The 17,100-nt window shown below is 62.2% G+C and carries 10 protein-coding genes and 1 pseudogene; 3 read left to right on the plus strand and 8 right to left on the minus strand.

Annotated features, from left to right (window positions below):
- Positions 1-177: 177 nt before the first annotated feature.
- The 8 genes and pseudogenes from AB4O22_RS24095 to glnE form a co-directional block, all read right to left on the minus strand.
- Positions 178-1,638 carry a lipopolysaccharide kinase InaA family protein gene (locus AB4O22_RS24095; RefSeq protein WP_460097317.1) on the minus strand — a complete coding sequence of 487 codons (1,461 nt, stop codon included), beginning with the start codon at positions 1,636-1,638 and terminating at the stop codon, positions 178-180.
- A complete protein-coding gene (locus AB4O22_RS24100) occupies positions 1,638-2,390 on the minus strand; it encodes a lipopolysaccharide kinase InaA family protein (RefSeq protein ID WP_223470993.1) in 753 nt (250 codons plus the stop codon). The genes AB4O22_RS24095 and AB4O22_RS24100 overlap by 1 nt, the downstream gene beginning before the upstream one ends.
- On the minus strand, positions 2,387-3,121 hold the full coding sequence (locus AB4O22_RS24105; protein ID WP_223470994.1) for a lipopolysaccharide kinase InaA family protein: 735 nt from the start codon (positions 3,119-3,121) through the stop codon (positions 2,387-2,389). Before AB4O22_RS24105 ends, AB4O22_RS24100 begins: the two co-directional genes overlap by 4 nt.
- On the minus strand, positions 3,121-3,927 hold the full coding sequence (gene rfaP / locus AB4O22_RS24110; RefSeq protein ID WP_460097318.1) for a lipopolysaccharide core heptose(I) kinase RfaP: 807 nt from the start codon (positions 3,925-3,927) through the stop codon (positions 3,121-3,123). Before rfaP ends, AB4O22_RS24105 begins: the two co-directional genes overlap by 1 nt.
- On the minus strand, positions 3,924-5,048 hold the full coding sequence (locus AB4O22_RS24115) for a glycosyltransferase family 4 protein (RefSeq protein ID WP_223470995.1): 1,125 nt from the start codon (positions 5,046-5,048) through the stop codon (positions 3,924-3,926). Before AB4O22_RS24115 ends, rfaP begins: the two co-directional genes overlap by 4 nt.
- Entirely contained in the window at positions 5,048-6,106 is a 1,059-nt protein-coding gene (gene waaC / locus AB4O22_RS24120) for a lipopolysaccharide heptosyltransferase I (protein ID WP_223470996.1), read from the minus strand. Before waaC ends, AB4O22_RS24115 begins: the two co-directional genes overlap by 1 nt.
- 1 nt (position 6,107) lies before the next feature.
- A pseudogene (waaF, locus tag AB4O22_RS24125) lies at positions 6,108-7,141 on the minus strand (lipopolysaccharide heptosyltransferase II).
- A 342-nt stretch (positions 7,142-7,483) separates the two neighbouring features.
- Positions 7,484-10,435, minus strand: coding sequence for a bifunctional [glutamate--ammonia ligase]-adenylyl-L-tyrosine phosphorylase/[glutamate--ammonia-ligase] adenylyltransferase (gene glnE / locus AB4O22_RS24130; RefSeq protein ID WP_223470999.1), 2,952 nt, complete (start codon positions 10,433-10,435; stop codon positions 7,484-7,486).
- A 382-nt stretch (positions 10,436-10,817) separates the two neighbouring features.
- Here glnE and aceE point away from each other — a divergent pair, with 382 nt between their 5' ends.
- The 3 genes from aceE (at position 10,818) to AB4O22_RS24145 (ending at position 16,931) form a co-directional block, all read left to right on the plus strand.
- Entirely contained in the window at positions 10,818-13,463 is a 2,646-nt protein-coding gene (aceE, locus tag AB4O22_RS24135) for a pyruvate dehydrogenase (acetyl-transferring), homodimeric type (protein ID WP_003197095.1), read from the plus strand.
- Between the two features lie 11 nt (positions 13,464-13,474).
- Entirely contained in the window at positions 13,475-15,109 is a 1,635-nt protein-coding gene (gene aceF / locus AB4O22_RS24140) for a dihydrolipoyllysine-residue acetyltransferase (protein ID WP_223471001.1), read from the plus strand.
- 430 nt (positions 15,110-15,539) lie between these two features.
- Positions 15,540-16,931, plus strand: coding sequence for an alkaline phosphatase D family protein (locus tag AB4O22_RS24145; protein ID WP_223471003.1), 1,392 nt, complete (start codon positions 15,540-15,542; stop codon positions 16,929-16,931).
- The last annotated feature ends 169 nt before the right edge of the window (positions 16,932-17,100 follow it).

A 17,100-nucleotide genomic window follows, 5' to 3' on the forward strand; every position in this document is an offset into this window, starting at 1 on the left:
GGCACCTCGCCTAGGCTCGGTGTGCCCGAACGAAGGCATTGCTCCGTGGGCCCGCCGCGAAGGCGGCAGCGCATTTCACACTTGAATCCGCCCCTCTTCTCGACCTGAAGGTCCATGCAGTCCGTGGCGAGGGCGCATCGGCGACCTCAACTGAACAGCAGGGTCTTCACTTGTGGTTCATAGGGTGGACGAGGCGCTATCGACTGTTTTGGGCACCCGCTGATCAATCACCCGATACAGTGCACTGTCCTGCGGCCAATTGCGCATGAACCGCGCGCGATCCCGGGCGTAGGCCTGGGCGAAGCTGGCGTGGGTGCGGTGTTGGCACATCGAGTCGAGGTCGATCAGCGCCCAGCGGTCGTGCTGCCAGAACAGGTTGTGGCCCTTGAAGTCGCCGTGGCTGATACGTTCACGGATGAGGTCGGCGAACATGCGATCCAGGGCCAGCAATTCCGTCTCGGGGGCGTCACCGTTTTGCACGTAAGGGCCGAAGCGCTCGATGATATCCGGCCCCGCCAGGTATTCGGTGACCAGGTAAGCGCCGCGGCGCAGCCACAGAAAACGCTTTTCCAGCAGCGCCAGGGGCTTGGGCGTAGCGATGCCAAGAAAGGCCAGGCGATGGCCTTCGCGCCAGGAATGCCAGGCGCGACTCGGGCGCCAGAAGCGCTTGAGCCAATGGGCGAAGTTCTTGATGTTGTAGCGCTTGATCACCAAGGTGCGACCGTTCGCCTCGATTTTGCCGACACTGGCCGCGCCGCCGGTCTTGTACAGGTGGCCCTGGTCGAGCAATGCATCGGCCTGCTCCAGCACCGGCATCATGGCCGCTTCTTCATCACGGCGGATCGCCCGCAAGCCAAACGCCCCGCGTTGCACGCTGAACAGGCTGCACTCGCGCCCGACTTTCGCGAGGAAATCCTTGAGGCGCCAGGCTTGCACCTTGTCGATCTGTTTTTGCAGCGCTTCCATGGGCAGCGCGTGTTCGGCGTTGCCCAGCAGGTAATACACCAACAGTTCTTCATTGAACGGCTGGAGGGCTTTGGGAAGCTGGGCGAAAAACACCCCAAGGTTCTCCAATACTTTCTGCCGCGACAGCGGCTGCCCTGGGGTTTCAGCGCGGATGCCGGCGCCGTCGATCAAATAGAGTTTGCCGTCGTGACGCAGCAGATTGTCCAGGTGCAGGTCTTCCTGCCACAGGCCTTTGCTGTGCAATTGCGCGATAGCGCCCAGGGCTTCGGCCAGCACCGCCGTCTGCTCGTCAGCCAGCAATGGCAGGTGTTCGACCTGTTTCCAGGCATCCCCCAGGCTCTCGGCGTCTTCGAGCAATTCGAACAACAACCAGCCGCCTTCACCCTCTTTCAGTCCATCGGCCAGCAACAACGGCGTGGTCAGCCCCTGCTCTGCCAGCAGGCGAACGCCTTGCAGCTCCCGCTGGAAATGCCGGGCGGCCTTGTTGCCCACCAATAATTTGGCCAATACCGGCCGGCCACGCCAGACGCCCGCGCCGACGTAACGTTGCCCCGGCAACACCCGTAACAGCGAAAGCAGTTGCAACTTCGCCGGGCCGGCGGCATCGGCCAGTTCCAGGCTCATGGGCAGGCTGGGGCTGCGGCCGGCATTCTTCAATTCGGACAGATGCATCAACGGGCTTCCTTGTGGCTGCGCCGAGCGTTCAGACGGGTCATCCAGCGGTCGACCTGCCCACTGTCGAGCGGCCGGTCCAGATAACTGGACAGCAACTGGCGCACATCGGCCTCACTCCAGACGGAGGCGCGCCGCAGCAAAGGCTCCAGGTCCTTGACCCGATCACGCAGGCCGAACAACAGCGGCCGGGTCTTTTCCAGGTCGATCAATTGCGCCTGATAGCCGTCGGCGGTGGCTTGCAGGAAGATGTGTTTTGGATAGAAGCAACCGTGCACCTGATGCATGCCGTGCAGGCGCCGCGCCAGCAAACCGCAGGCGTTGAGGATGGTGGTGCGCTGCGCCGCCATCAGGCTCGACCAACGCTGCACCAGTGAATCCAGGTCATCCCAGCCGTCCAGGGCACGGGTCAGCAGGACCGCCCGCACCTCGCCGTTCACCTTGCGCTGACCATAGAACACCGCTTGCAGGGCCGGAATGCCCAGCTGGCGATAGCGGCTGATGTTGCGAAACTCCCGGGAGAAGCTTGGCTCGCCAAACGGATGGGACAAAGTCCGGGTCAGGTAATTGCTCTGGCGCTTGAGGTAATAACCCTGCCCCTCCAGGTCCAACCGGAACACACTGCTCCAACCGTCACCCGAGGTGTTGGGTTCGTCCACCGCGTCCAGTTGCCGCGCCCACAAGGCCTCGAAGCTGTCCAGGCCATGACGTTGCAACAACGCCTGGTCTTCAGCGGCCAGAAAATCAGTCATTCACGCCCCTCGAAAAATCTCACCACGTGACGGATGCGTTTCTTGTCACACGCATCGAGCCGGTCGCGCTGGCGATATTGCAGGTAGAACCGCAGGCGCTGCGTGGCCGACAAGTGATACTTGGCCACCTTGTCCAGGCATGCCAAATCCTTGGTGATACGGTACTTGAGCCAGAAGCCGCGCCAGAAGTCGCCGTTCGGGCAGTCGATCAGGAACAGCTTCGCCTGGTCATCGACCAGCAGGTTGCGCCACTTCAGGTCGTTATGGGTGAAACGGTGGGCGTGCATGGTCCGTGTGTAACCGGCCAGTTGCCGGCTCACGTCTTCGACCCAGGCGCGGTCGGCCAGCCTTGGATCGCGACGCTCGGCCAGGGCCGAGAGGTCTTCGGTATGCGGCAGTTCGCGGGTGATCATCGCGCCACGGGCATAGGTCGCGCCGCTTCGCTCCAAGCCCCAGCCCACGACTTCGGCGGTGGGAATGCCCCATTTGGCGAAGCGCTTGAGGTTCTGCCATTCGGACTTGACCCGGGGTTTGCCCAGGTAACGCCGCAAGCCTTTGCCGGCCCCGACGTAGCGCTTGACGTAGTAATTCACGCCGTTGCGCTGCACCCGGATCACCTCCGACAACGGATCACGGGTCAAACGCTCCCCTTGTAACGCGAACACCGCCTCGAGGCTGCCGAAATCCTGCGCCAGATCGGCGTAGGCCGGTTCCAGTTTCCAGCCTGACATCAGAGCGCGTCCCCGTATCGCTGCTTGCGGGCATACAGCTTGTTGGCCTTGCCTTCGAGCCAGGCCAGCAACGACGCCTCTTCGGCGAGGATCCGGCGCAATGGCTGCTGGAAATAGCCCTTGAGGAAACGCAGCTTGTCGCGGCGGGTCAGGCCGATGTCCAACGCCGAGAAATACAGCGCCGCCAGGTCCTTGTTGCGCCAGCGAGTGGTAATGGCTGGACGGGTCTGGGCGCGGTGCAGGTCGATCACCGAAAGTTTGAAATCGGCAGGTGTCACCGGCTTGTCGGTGTGCAGCAGGAAGTGGCAGATGTAGCAGTCACGATGGTTGACCCCGGCGCGGTGCATCATGCCGGTCATGCGCGCCACTTCGGCGATCAGGGCACGCTTGAGTGCCGGTTGCGGCGGCTGCTTGACCCAGTCGATGCTGAAGTCTTCGAGGCTGACGGTCGGCGCCAGCTCTTCGGTGACGATGAACGAGTGCTGGTCTGCCGGGTTGCTGCCCTTCTCGCCGTACGCAACAGCGGTCATGGTCGGCACGCCGACTTCCTGCAAACGCTGGATCGCTTTCCATTCCTGACCTGCGCCGAGTACCGGCAGCTTGGCGGTGAACAGGTTCTTGAAGATCTCGCCCCAACCGATGCCGCGATGGATCTTCACGAAAAATCCACGACCGTCCACCTCCGTGCGCAAGGTGCGCCGGGCTTCCAGTTCGCGATAGACCTCGCCCTTGAGCGCCTCGACTTCGGCGAACGCATCGCCCCCGGCCCAAAGGCTCTTGAACGGTTCGGCCAGCATCAACTTCATTGTGCGTGCTCCGCCAAAATCACATCGGCCGCGTGCTGCGGCATGCTGTAGAGGTCGGCCGTCTCGGCGAAGGCCAGACCGTTGCGGCTCCAGGCCGCCCGGGCATCGGCATCGTTCAACATGCGACCTAGGTACTCGGTGAGTTGCGCTTGTTCAAACGGCTCGTCCAGCACCAGGCCACTGTCGGCCTCCGCGATGTAATGGGCGTACCCACACACCGCGCTGACCAGCACCGGCAACCCGGCCACCAGCGCTTCGAGCAGTACGGTGCCGGTGTTCTCGTTGTACGCCGGATGGATCAACAGGTCGGCGCCCAGCAGGAAACGCGGGATGTCACTGCGGCCCTTGAGGAACCGCACGTTGTCACCGAGCCCCAGTGCGGCGCTCTGCAGTTGGAATACCTTGGGGTCGTCCTGGCCGATTACAAACAGCCGAGTGCGTTTTCTCAATTCGGCGGGCAGCGCGGCCAGGGCCTTGAGACTGCGATCCACGCCCTTGGTCTTGAACCCGGAACCGATCTGCACCAGCAGCAGGTCGTCATCGGCCAGCTCGAATTCGGCCCGGAACGCCGCGCGGATCTGGTCGGCGTCGGCGGGCCGACGCCGATCCTGGGCGATACCCGGCGGCAGCAGGTGAAAGCGCTCAAGCGGCGTGCCGTAGTGCTTGATGAACAGTGGCTGCTGGACTTCGGAAATCATCAGCACGTCGGTCTTGGCATCCTTGGCGAACACTGCCCGCTCGTACTCGGCGAAATGCCGGTAGCGGCCCCAGCGCCGGTACAGCGAATTGCGCAGGTTCTGCGCCTTGTCTTCGAAGCAGCCGTCGGCGGCGTAGTACACGTCCAGGCCGGGCATTTTGTTGAAGCCGATCAAACGGTCCACCGGGCGCTTGGCCAGGTCGGCCTCCATCCATGCACTGAGCTTCTCGTTGCGGCGATGATTGAACAGCGCCTTGACCGGCGCCACCAGCACTTCGAAGCCGGGCGGCACGTCGCCTTCCCAGATCAGCGTGTAGACGCGGATCTGGTGACCGCGTCGCTGGCACTCCAGGGCGATGCGCATGAAGTCACGCTGCAGGCCACCGAAGGGGAAGTACTTATAAAGGACAAAAGCCAATTGCATCAGCGCGGCTCCTCAGCCAATAACGTGCTCAGGTGGCTGGCAACACGCTCGGGGTTCAGACGCGTGAAGCACAGGGGCTGCTCGCGTTTCAGGTCAAACCGCCGGGCATCTTCGACAGTCGGCGGGTAAGTGCATTGTTTCTGCATGCACGGCGCACAAGGGAAATCACTGGCAAGGTGAATCTGGCCCTTGCCGTAGGCGCCGGTCAGCACCGGATTGGTCGGGCCGAGCAGCGAAATGGTCGGTACGTCCAGGGCTGCGGCCAGATGACCGAGACCGGTGTCCACCGCCACGCAGGCCTGGGCACCGGCAAGTACCTTGCCCATCCCGCCGAGGTTCAGCTTCGGCAGCACCAGGGCGTTGCGCAACCCGTTGGCGATGCGTTCGGCCCGGGCCTTCTCGGCGGGGTTGCCCCACGGCAGTTTTACCACCACGCCGAACTGCCCCATGCGTTCGGTGAGCTGGCGCCAGTAGAGCTCGGGCCAATGCTTGGACTCCCAGGTCGTGCCGTGCAGGAACACCACGTAGGGATAGGGGCGTGGCAATTCCACCAATCGGTCGACGTTGAGGCCATAGCTACCTAGCGTCTGCGGCAAGTCATAGCCCAGCGCCAGGGCAAATAGCTGCCGTACGCGCTCGACCGCATGCTGACCGCGAGCCACCGCCAGGCGCCGAGAATAAAAGCGCGCCGCCAGGGGCTCACGCGCCGAATTTTTATCCAGACCGGCCACCGGGGCCTTGACGTAACGGGTCAGCCAGGCACTTTTCAGCAGGCCCTGGGCGTCGATGACCAGGTCGTACTTTTCGGCGCGCACGCTCTGCTTGAAGCGTCGCCATTCGCCACTCTTGATGGTTTGCCAGAGGTTCTTGCGCCAGCGACGGATCGCTACCGGAATGACTTTGCCCACGGCCGGGTGCCAGGTGGGGATTTCGGCGAAGCCTTCTTCCACCACCCAATCGAACTTGATGCCAGGAATCGCCCGCGCCGCGTCGGTCAGCGCCGGCAAGGTGTGGACCACATCCCCCAGCGAAGAGGTCTTGATCAGCAATACCCGCAAGTTACCGAACCTCCACGGGTGTGCCCTGCAGACGCTCCAGGGCCTCGTTCACCGACGACGGCATGAGCTGGCGCAAGCAATTGTAATGACCGAAGCGACAGGTGCGGTCGAAGCACGGACTGCACTCGATGCCCAGGCGCACGACTTCGACCTTGTCGGCCAGCGGTGGCGTAAAGCCCGGCGAGGTGGAACCGTAGACCGCCACCAATGGGCGGTTCAGGGCCGCGGCCACGTGCATCAGGCCGGAGTCGTTGGAGACCACCGAATCGGCGCAGGACAGCAGGTCGATGGCCTCGGCCAGGGAGGTGTCGCCGCTGAGGTTTACCGACTCTTCCCGAAGGCCCGGGATCAGCCGCGAGCGGATGTCTTCCCCCACCGGGTGATCTTTTTCGAGCCGAACAGCCAGACCTGCCAGCCTTCGCGAATCTTCGCCTCGGCAACCTGGGCGTAATGCTCGGCCGGCCAGCGCTTGGACTCACCGAACTCGGCGCCCGGACACAGGGCCAATACCGGACGGTCCAGGCTCAGGCCGAACTTGGCCAGCGCTGCTTCGCGGGTCACCGGGTCGATCTGCAGGCTCGGTCGTGGATACGGCTTGGGCAACTCGGTCCCAGGCTCGCAGGCCAGGGCCATGAAGCGCTCGATCATCAGCGGATAACGTTCTTTGTCCAGCGTGCGCACGTCGTTGAGCAGGCCGTAGCGAAACTCGCCACGCCAGCCGGTGCGCTTGGGGATGCCAGCGAAGAACGGCACCAGTGCCGATTTCAACGAATTGGGCAACAGGATCGCCTGGTCGTACTGACCGGCCAGGGATTTGCCAATGCGTCGGCGGGTCGCCAGCTCCAGCACGCCGTGGCCGAGCGGGAAGCTCAAGGCCTTGCGTACCTCGGGCATGCGCTCAAGGATCGGCCGGCTCCACTCGGGGGCCAGGACGTCGATTTCGCACTGCGGATGACGCTGCTTCAGACACTGGAACAGTGTCTGCGCCATCACCATGTCACCGACCCAGCTGGGCCCAACGATCAGAATATTCATGTGCTTTCCAAAAACGATACGGGGAGGCCTACGCCTCCCCGCCTCGAGAATCACTGTGGCTTAGGTCGTTGCCTGTTGCCCTAATCTACAACACACCACCCATCTACTGTGGAAGCGGGCTTGCTCGCGAAGAGGCCGGCACATCCAGCATCAATGTTGCCTGACACTCCGCTATCGCGAGCAAGCTCGCTCCCACAATGGGTCTGTATATGTCTTCAGCACGGTGCAACACCGCAAATCCACTGTGGGAGCGAGCTTGCTCGCGATGAGGCCGGCACACTCAACATCAATGTCGCCTGACACTCCGTCATCGCGAGCAAGCTCGCTCCCACATTCAAATCTTCAGCTCAGCCCCAGCTTCCGCCAGATCCGCAGTACCTGCCGACGCTCATCCACGAACTGGTCGCCTGCGATCACCCCGGCATCTTTCTGCAAGGCCTGGCGGTGGGCGGCGGAGCGGTAGGCTTTGTAGGCTTCGCGCAACAGCGTGGCATCTTCGGCCGGCATCAGCCCGACCTCCTGCAACCCGTCCAGAATGCGGATGTTATCGGTGTAGCGCACCAGCGACGGGTGTTCCTCGGACCACGCCAGGGCCGCGTATTGCACCATAAATTCAATATCGACGATACCTCCGGCATCCTGCTTGAGGTCGAAGGGCGCCGTCGCCTCGAAGGCATTCGGCGCGGTCCCGGCGGCGGTGGCCTTGCTGCCAAGGTTGTCGCGCATCTTGGCACGCATCTCGCTGACCTCCTGACGCAGGGTCGGCAAGTCACGCTTGCGTCCCAACACCTGGGCGCGGACCTTCTCGAACGCCTGGCCCACGTCCTGGCTGCCCACCAACACCCGCGCCCGCACCAACGCCTGATGCTCCCAGGTCCAGGCTTCGTTCTCCTGGTAACGGGCAAACGCCCCGAGTGAACTGACCAGCAACCCCGACGCCCCGGATGGCCGCAGGCGCATATCCACTTCATACAGCTGCCCGGAGTTGGTCTGGGCAGTCAGCAGGTGAATGATCCGCTGGCCGAGCCGGGTGAAGAACTGTGCACCGTCGATGGGTTTAGGGCCGTCGGTTTCCGCCTGAGGATCGCCATCGTGGATGAACACCAGGTCCAGGTCGGAACCATGCCCCAATTCCAGGCCGCCGACTTTCCCATAACCGACAATAATGAAGCCCGGATCGCACAAGCTGCCATCGGTGCGCAATGGCACGCCGTGCTTGGCGGCCGTCTGGCGCCAGGCCAGGGCCAGCACTTGTTCGAGAATCGCCTCGGCCAGCCAGGTCAGGTAATCGCTGACTTTCATCAGCGGCAGGCTGCCGGCGATTTCCGAGGCGGCCACCCGCAGGCGGTGCGCCAGCTTGAAATGCCGCAGCGCCTCCATTTGTTGCTCAAGGTCATCCTCGGGGATGCGCGTCAGGCGCTCTCGCAACTCCGCCGCCAACTCCGGCGCCAAGGGCGGCTTGAACAGCCGGCCCTCATTGAGCAATTCATCGAGCAGCAAGGGGAAACGGGTGATTTGTTCGGCAATCCACGGGCTCGCCGCGCACAACGTCAGCAAACGACGCAGGGCGCCGGGGTTTTCCGTCAACAGCACCAGGTAGGCCGAACGGCGGGCCACCGCCTCCACCAAAGGCAGCACCCGCTCCAGCACCAGGTCCGGATCGGCATGTTCCACGGCCTGGGCCAGCAGACGTGGGATGAAGGCGTCCAGACGCTCGCGCCCCAGGCGCTGCATGGCGCGCAGTTGCGGACTGCCGCGCAGGGCGGCCAAGGCCTTGAGGGCTTTGGGTGCATCGACGAAGCCGCCCTCTTCCAACTGACGACACGCCGCCTCTTCATCCTGGCTGTCTTCCCACAATGGCAACCATTCGCCACCCACCACCACTTCGCTTTCGCCACCCGCCTCTTCATCAGGGTCGGCGATGACCTGGCCGAAATGCCAGGCCACACGCCCCCGCCAGTACATCAATTGCTCGTGAAAGGCCGACCAGTCGGCAAACCCCAGCATGAACGCAATGCGCGCCTGGTCCTGCGGGTTGTCCGGCAACATCTGGGTCTGGCGGTCGGCAATCGCCTGGATCGCATGTTCGGTATAACGCAGGAACTCATAACCCTGGCGCAGCTCGTCGATCACCTTGGCCGGCAGATAGCCCTGGCCTTCCAGGGTCCCCAGCACCTTGAGCAGCGGACGCTGCTGCAAGCTCAGGTCGCGGCCGCCATGGATCAACTGGAACGCCTGGGCAATGAACTCCACCTCACGAATGCCGCCTGAGCCCAGCTTGATGTTGTCGGCCATGCCCTTGCGCCGCACCTCCTGCTGGATCAGTTGTTTCATGGTGCGCAGCGCTTCGATGGCGGAAAAATCCAGGTAACGGCGATAGACGAACGGGCGCAGCATGTCGAGCAATTGCGCACCCGCCACCTGGTCTCCCGCCACCACACGCGCCTTGATCATGGCGTAGCGTTCCCAGTCGCGGCCCTGGTCCTGGTAATACTGCTCCAGGGCATTGAAGCTCAGCACCAGAGCCCCGGCCGAGCCGTAGGGGCGCAGGCGCATGTCGACGCGGAACACAAAACCGTCGACGGTCATAGGGTCCAGGGCCTTGATCAGGCGCTGGCCGACACGGATGAAAAACTCCTGGTTATCCAGCGGTCGCTTGACGCCAACGGTTTCGCCGCCCTCGGGGTAGGCGAAGATCAGGTCGATGTCCGACGACAGGTTCAGCTCCACGGCACCCAGCTTGCCCATGCCCAGGATGACCATCTGCTGCGGCTCGCCGCTGCGCCGTCCGGTGGGTACGCCGAATTGCTGGCTGAGGCGCTGGTACAACCATTGATACGCCTGGTCGATGCAGGTGTCGGCCATGTCCGAGAGGTCGCGGCAGGTCTGGACCAGGTCGGCCTGGCGGGTCAGGTCGCGCCAGATGATCCGTACCTGCTGGCGGGTGCGCTGGCGGCGCAGGACGCGGCCCAGTTCTTCTTCAGTCTCGGCGGCCTGCACGGCGGCACCGATCTGCGCGCACATTTCTCCGGGCGCCAGGCTGCGGTCCAGTTCGCCGCTGCGCACCAGCTCCAGCAGCATCACCGGGTCACGGAGACTCTGCTCGATGACAAAGTCGCTGGCGGCGGCAATACGGTTGAACGCCTCCCAGCGCTGCGGGGTCCAGGCCGATAGCCCGTGATCGTCGTCGAACAAGGCGACCACCGCACGGAACGACTGCTCGGCACGACTGACCAATGACTGGAGAATGGCCGGCACCGTTTCCGGTATTGGGGCAAGCGAGGGCAGGCTCATGGTCTATCCTTGATCGGCGCGGGGAAGGCTGGATGTAGTGTTTTTTCGAAAGACACTACCTGATCGACTGTCGAACAAAGATGATAAATAGCTGAAAATCTGATTTTATTGGCAGCCGGCATCAAGTTTTTACCTGTTCGAGTTGGCTAAAGACCAACAGTAACGATTATTCTCACAACGAAACGAGGGGCCATAAGCCGCTCATGTGTAGTTTTACTACTCGTCTATACATTCGAAAGGCTGAAACGGCCGACGATTTGTAGTAAAACTACACGCCGCCGAAACAACCTTCGGCAATCCAAGAATTTATATCGTCTGCCCACAAGGCCAGTCGCAAACTCAGGCAACCGATTCTGGTAGCCTTTCCGCCCTGGAGCAAGCCATGCAAGACCTCGATCCCGTCGAAACCCAGGAATGGCTGGACGCCCTGGAATCGGTTCTCGACAAAGAAGGCGAAGACCGTGCTCATTATCTGATGACCCGTATGGGCGAACTCGCAACCCGCAGCGGTTCGCAACTGCCCTACGCCATCACCACGCCGTACCGCAACACGATCCCCGTTACCCACGAAGCACGCATGCCTGGCGACCTGTTCATGGAACGCCGCATTCGCTCGCTGGTACGCTGGAACGCGTTGGCCATGGTCATGCGTACCAACCTGAAAGATTCTGACCTGGGCGGTCACATCTCCAGCTTCGCCTCCAGCGCGACGCTGTATGACATCGGCTTCAACTACTTCTTCCAGGCCCCGACCGACGAACACGGCGGCGACCTGATCTACTTCCAGGGTCACGCATCGCCAGGCGTCTACGCCCGTGCGTTCATGGAAGGCCGTATTTCCGAAGACCAGATGAACAACTTCCGCCAGGAAGTGGACGGCAACGGCCTGTCTTCGTACCCGCACCCTTGGCTGATGCCGGACTTCTGGCAGTTCCCGACCGTTTCCATGGGCCTGGGCCCGATCCAGGCGATCTACCAGGCACGCTTCATGAAGTACCTGGAAGCCCGTGGCTTCATCCAGCCTGGCAAGCAGAAAGTCTGGTGCTTCATGGGTGACGGCGAGTGCGACGAGCCGGAATCCCTGGGCGCAATCTCCCTGGCCGGCCGCGAGAAACTGGACAACCTGATCTTCGTCATCAACTGCAACCTGCAGCGCCTCGACGGCCCGGTTCGCGGCAACGCCAAGATCATCCAGGAACTCGAAGGCGTGTTCCGTGGCGCCCAATGGAACGTCAACAAAGTCATCTGGGGCCGTTTCTGGGACCCACTGCTGGCCAAGGACGTCGACGGCATCCTGCAACGCCGCATGGACGAAGTCATCGACGGCGAATACCAGAACTACAAGGCCAAGGACGGCGCGTTCGTCCGCGAGCACTTCTTCAACTCGCCTGAACTCAAGGCCATGGTTGCCGACTTGTCCGACGACGAGATCTGGAAGCTCAACCGTGGCGGCCACGACCCGTACAAGGTCTACGCGGCGTACCACCAGGCGGTCAACCACAAAGAGCAGCCAACCGTCATCCTGGCCAAGACCATCAAGGGTTATGGCACCGGCGCCGGCGAAGCGAAGAACACCGCGCACAACACCAAGAAAGTCGATGTCGACAGCCTGAAGTTGTTCCGCGACCGCTTCGACATTCCGGTCAAGGACAGCGAGCTGGAAAACCTGCCGTTCTTCAAGCCCGAAGAAGGCAGCGCCGAAGCCCGTTACCTGGCCGAGCGCCGTGCCGCACTGGGCGGTTTCGTGCCGCAGCGTCGCGCCAAGAGCTTCAGCGTTCCGACCCCGCCACTGGAAACCCTCAAGGCGATCCTGGACGGCTCGGGCGACCGTGAAATCTCCACCACCATGGCCTTCGTGCGGATCCTCGCGCAACTGGTCAAGGACAAGGAAATTGGCCAGCGCATCGTTCCGATCATCCCGGACGAAGCCCGTACCTTCGGTATGGAAGGCATGTTCCGTCAGTTGGGCATCTACTCGTCCGTCGGCCAGCTCTACGAGCCAGTCGATAAAGACCAGGTGATGTTCTACCGCGAAGACAAGAAGGGCCAGATCCTCGAAGAAGGCATCAACGAAGCTGGCGCCATGAGCTCCTTCATTGCCGCCGGTACTTCGTACTCCAGCCACAACCAGCCGATGCTGCCGTTCTACATCTTCTACTCGATGTTCGGCTTCCAGCGTATCGGCGACCTGGCCTGGGCGGCCGGCGACAGCCGTACCCGCGGCTTCCTGATCGGCGGTACCGCGGGCCGGACCACGCTCAACGGTGAAGGCCTGCAGCACGAAGACGGCCACAGCCACATGCTGGCCGGGACCATCCCGAACTGCCGCACCTATGATCCGACCTACGGCTACGAGCTGGCGGTGATCATCCAGGACGGCATGAAGAAGATGACCGAAGAGCAACAGGACGTCTTCTACTACATCACCGTGATGAACGAGTCCTACCAGCAGCCAGCCATGCCGGCCGGTGTCGAGGCAGGCATCGTCAAGGGCATGTACCTGCTCGAGGAAGACACCCGCGAAGCGGCGCACCACGTCCAACTGATGGGCTCGGGCACCATCCTGCGCGAAGTGCGTGAGGCCGCGAAGATCCTGCGTGAAGAGTTCAACGTCGGCGCCGACGTCTGGAGCGTCACCAGCTTCAACGAACTGCGTCGCGACGGCCTGGCCGTAGAGCGCAGCAACCGCTTGCACCCAGGCCAGAAGCCAAAGCTGAGCTACGTCGAAGAATGCCTGAACGGCCGCAAAGGTCCGGTCATCGCGTCCACCGACTACATGAAGCTGTTCGCCGAGCAGATCCGCCAGTGGGTTCCTTCCAAGGAATTCAAAGTGCTGGGCACCGACGGCTTCGGCCGTAGCGACAGCCGCAAGAAGCTGCGTCACTTCTTCGAAGTCGACCGTAAGTTCGTTGTGTTGGCAGCCCTGGAAGCCCTGGCTGACCGTGGCGATATCGAACCTAAAGTGGTGGCCGAAGCCATCGCCAAGTTCGGCATCGATCCGGAAAAACGCAACCCACTGGACTGCTGAGGAGAATTTTCGTGAGCGAACTCATTCGCGTACCTGACATCGGCAGCGGTGAAGGTGAAGTAATTGAACTGTTTGTGAAGGTCGGCGACCGTATCGAAGCCGACCAGAGCATCCTGACGCTTGAATCGGACAAGGCCAGCATGGAAGTGCCTGCGCCGAAGGCCGGTGTCATCAAGAGCCTGAAAGTGAAGCTGGGCGACCGCCTGAAAGAAGGCGACGAACTGCTGGAGCTGGAAGTCGAGGGCGCCGCTGCGGCGCCTGAAGCGCCCGCCCCTGCTGCCCCGGCCGCGGCTGAAAAGCCTGCCGCCGCACCGGCTGCCGAAGCGGCTCCCGCGCCGGCTGCTGCGCCTGCCGCTGCCACGGTCCAGGACATTCATGTCCCGGACATCGGCTCGTCGGGCAAGGCCAAGATCATCGAAGTGCTGGTCAAGGTTGGCGACACCGTCGAAGCCGACCAGTCGCTGATCACCCTGGAATCCGACAAGGCCAGCATGGAAATCCCATCGCCAGCCGCCGGTGTGGTGGAAAGCGTCGAGATCAAGCTGGAAGACGAAGTCGGCACCGGTGACCTGATCCTGAAGCTCAAGGTCGCTGGCGCTGCGGCACCTGCCGCACCCGCGCAAGCCGCTGCACCTGCTGCCAAGGCCGAAGCGGCCCCGGCTCCAGCCGCCGCGCCTGCCGCCAAGGCCGAGGCTGCCCCAGCCCCGGTCGCCGCGCCTGCGCCAAGCGGTGCCAAGGTGCACGCCGGCCCTGCGGTGCGTCAGCTGGCCCGTGAATTCGGTGTCGAGTTGTCCGCCGTCGGCCCAAGCGGCCCTCACGGTCGCGTGCTGAAAGAAGACGTGCAAGCCTACGTCAAGGCCATGATGCAGAAGGCCAAGAACGCACCGGCCGAAGGCGCCGCTGGCGGCGCAGGCATTCCGCCGATCCCGGCGGTGGACTTCAGCCGCTTCGGCGAAACCGAAGAAGTGGCCATGACTCGCCTGATGCAGATCGGCGCGTCGAGCCTGCATCGCAGCTGGCTGAACATTCCGCACGTGACTCAGTTCGACCAGGCCGACATCACCGAGCTGGAAGCTTTCCGCGTTGCGCAGAAGGCCGTGGCGGAAAAGGCCGGCGTCAAGCTGACCGTGCTGCCGCTGCTGCTCAAGGCCTGTGCGCACCTGCTCAAGGAATTGCCGGACTTCAACGCCTCCCTGGCCCCGAGTGGCAAGGCTGTGATCCGCAAGAAATACGTGCACATCGGCTTTGCCGTCGACACCCCGGAAGGTCTGCTTGTACCGGTCATCCGCAACGTCGACCAGAAGAGCCTGCTGCAACTGGCTGCCGAAGCCGCTGCCCTGGCCGAAAAAGCCCGGAACAAGAAGCTCACCGCCGACGACATGCAAGGCGCCTGCTTCACCATCTCCAGTCTCGGCCACATTGGCGGCACCGGCTTCACGCCGATCGTCAACGCGCCGGAAGTGGCGATCCTGGGTGTTTCCAAGGCCACCATCCAGCCAGTCTGGGACGGTAAAGCCTTCCAGCCGAAGCTGATGCTGCCACTGTCGCTGTCCTACGATCACCGTGTGATCAACGGCGCCGCCGCTGCACGCTTCACCAAGCGTCTGAGCGACCTGCTGGGCGACATCCGCACCATCCTGCTGTAACACCGGGCGGCCCTCCCTTGCGGAGGGCCATTCGGAGCACTGTTTTCCGAGCGCCACGCTCGTACCTCAACCCCGTCCGTTTGGCGGGGCTTTTTTTTGCCTGGAATTCAGGTCAGGTGCATGGATGTTGGCTGTGCCGGCCCCATCGCGAGCAGGCTCGCTCCCACAATAGATTTCTGGCGCTGCACAGCACTTTAAACTTGCACCTCTCCCCCTGTGGGAGCGAGCCTGCTCGCGATGGCGGTCTGTCAGGCAACCCCGGCATTTTCCTACCCCGCAAGTTTTAAATGACTACACCCCCTGTTAGTCATTACCCACAACTTGCGCCCCCTTCCCTATCGATATTTATGGTGCGCCGGGCTTTAGCATCAAGACCGCCAAGGCAACTTGATGCTTGCCCCCATTACTAAAACTTCGAATGGATTCGAATATGTTCAAACCTACCGTTGGCCCCATCGTCGGCCACACGACAACGGACCACGCCCGGATATTCCTGCGCGGCGATCGCGGCAACAACCGGGTATTCGCCGGTATTCGCCACCGGCGCCAAGGCGATACACGCTGGTCGAAAGGGCATTTTGTCCATTTGAAGGCCTACCGCGACATGTCCGATGTCATCGTGTTGAAAGGCCTTCAACCCGATACCGCCTACGAGTACCAGGCCGGCTGGTTCAGCCCCTTGAGCCCGACCCATACCGTGGAAACCGCCCAGGAACTGCCGCTGCAATGGCCCGGGAACACCTACTGCTTACGCACGCCGGCCAGCAAAACCGACGTACCACGCGCTTATATCGTGGGCTCTTGCCGCTACTTGCGAATTGCCGCCGGCACCCCGTTGCTACCGGGGCTTGGGGACCGCACCTTTGCCGGCATCAACCGCATCGTGGCGCAGGCCGACCCACCGATCAGCGCGATATTGATGACCGGCGACCAGGTTTATCTGGATGACCTGAATGTCATCGGACCGGACCAAACCTATCAGAACATCCTTTTCAGATACCGATCGGTATTTAGCCAGCCACATATCCGGAAACTGATGTCCGGCATCCCGACCTACATGATCCTTGACGACCATGAGATCGAAGACAACTGGCCTGCCAGGAAAACCGCTAACGACGATGTTCTATACGCCAATGCGATGGCCGCTTATGGGCTTTATCAGGCCAGCCACGGACCCGCCCATGAACTGTCGAGCGACGGGACATTGAACAAGTCGTTAACCCGCTACTGGTACATCTTCACCCACGGCGATATCCAATGGTTCGTCACCGACAGCCGGACACAACGCAACCTGTCGGCGAATGACCGGCGCATCCTCGACGAGGAGCAGGAACAGTCCCTGCTCCAATGGCTCATCGACAGCCCCGCCCGGGTCAAACTCGTCGTGACCAGCGTCATGTTCTTCCCTGACAGCAAGCACGATGACGGTGACGCCTGGCAGGCCTTCCCGGAACAACGCCTGCGCCTGCTGGAAACCATACGTCGCCATCGGATCAAAAACGTGGTTTTCGTCTCGGGCGATGTCCACGGCTCCATGACCAGCCGCCTGCGTCACAGCGAGGATCCTGATTTCGAGGTCAACACCGTGGTTTCCTCGCCGTTCTACAACAGCAAACTGCTGCCTTTTGCGAAAGCCTCGGATTTTATTTTCCACTGGCCCATGGCCCGCACCCAAAGCGGTGAGTACCGCTATGAACTGACCAGCAAAGTGGTGAGCCAGGACAACTTCGCCCATCTGCAGGTCACGGCCCAGAGCCTTCAAGTCACCTTCCACGACCGGGACGGCAACCCTTTGCAGACCGTCGATATCCCACTGCAATGATCTTCCACGCCCTCTGATCGGTCGGCGACTGGAGAAATCCTCTCGTCGGCCGATAAAAGGTTTATAGCACTTGGCCTTCATGTCTCTTGTCAGCCAGTGCCGCAATGATGCAACCTTGCGCCAATCCGTAATAACGAGGGCGTCAGCCCGGCGCGATCAGCATTTTCGA

The organism is Pseudomonas sp. S3_B11 (assembly GCF_054667715.1).

Bases quoted from the DNA above. Each gene is read 5' to 3' on its own strand.
- rfaP (WP_460097318.1), bottom strand. From the start codon at position 3,927: ATGAAGTTGATGCTGGCCGAACCGTTCAAGAGCCTTTGGGCCGGGGGC.
- AB4O22_RS24100 (WP_223470993.1), bottom strand. From the start codon at position 2,390: ATGACTGATTTTCTGGCCGCTGAAGACCAGGCGTTGTTGCAACGTCAT.
- AB4O22_RS24145 (WP_223471003.1), top strand. From the start codon at position 15,540: ATGTTCAAACCTACCGTTGGCCCCATCGTCGGCCACACGACAACGGAC.
- AB4O22_RS24105 (WP_223470994.1), bottom strand. From the start codon at position 3,121: ATGTCAGGCTGGAAACTGGAACCGGCCTACGCCGATCTGGCGCAGGAT.
- AB4O22_RS24115 (WP_223470995.1), bottom strand. From the start codon at position 5,048: ATGCAATTGGCTTTTGTCCTTTATAAGTACTTCCCCTTCGGTGGCCTG.
- aceE (WP_003197095.1), top strand. From the start codon at position 10,818: ATGCAAGACCTCGATCCCGTCGAAACCCAGGAATGGCTGGACGCCCTG.
- glnE (WP_223470999.1), bottom strand. From the start codon at position 10,435: ATGAGCCTGCCCTCGCTTGCCCCAATACCGGAAACGGTGCCGGCCATT.
- AB4O22_RS24095 (WP_460097317.1), bottom strand. From the start codon at position 1,638: ATGCATCTGTCCGAATTGAAGAATGCCGGCCGCAGCCCCAGCCTGCCC.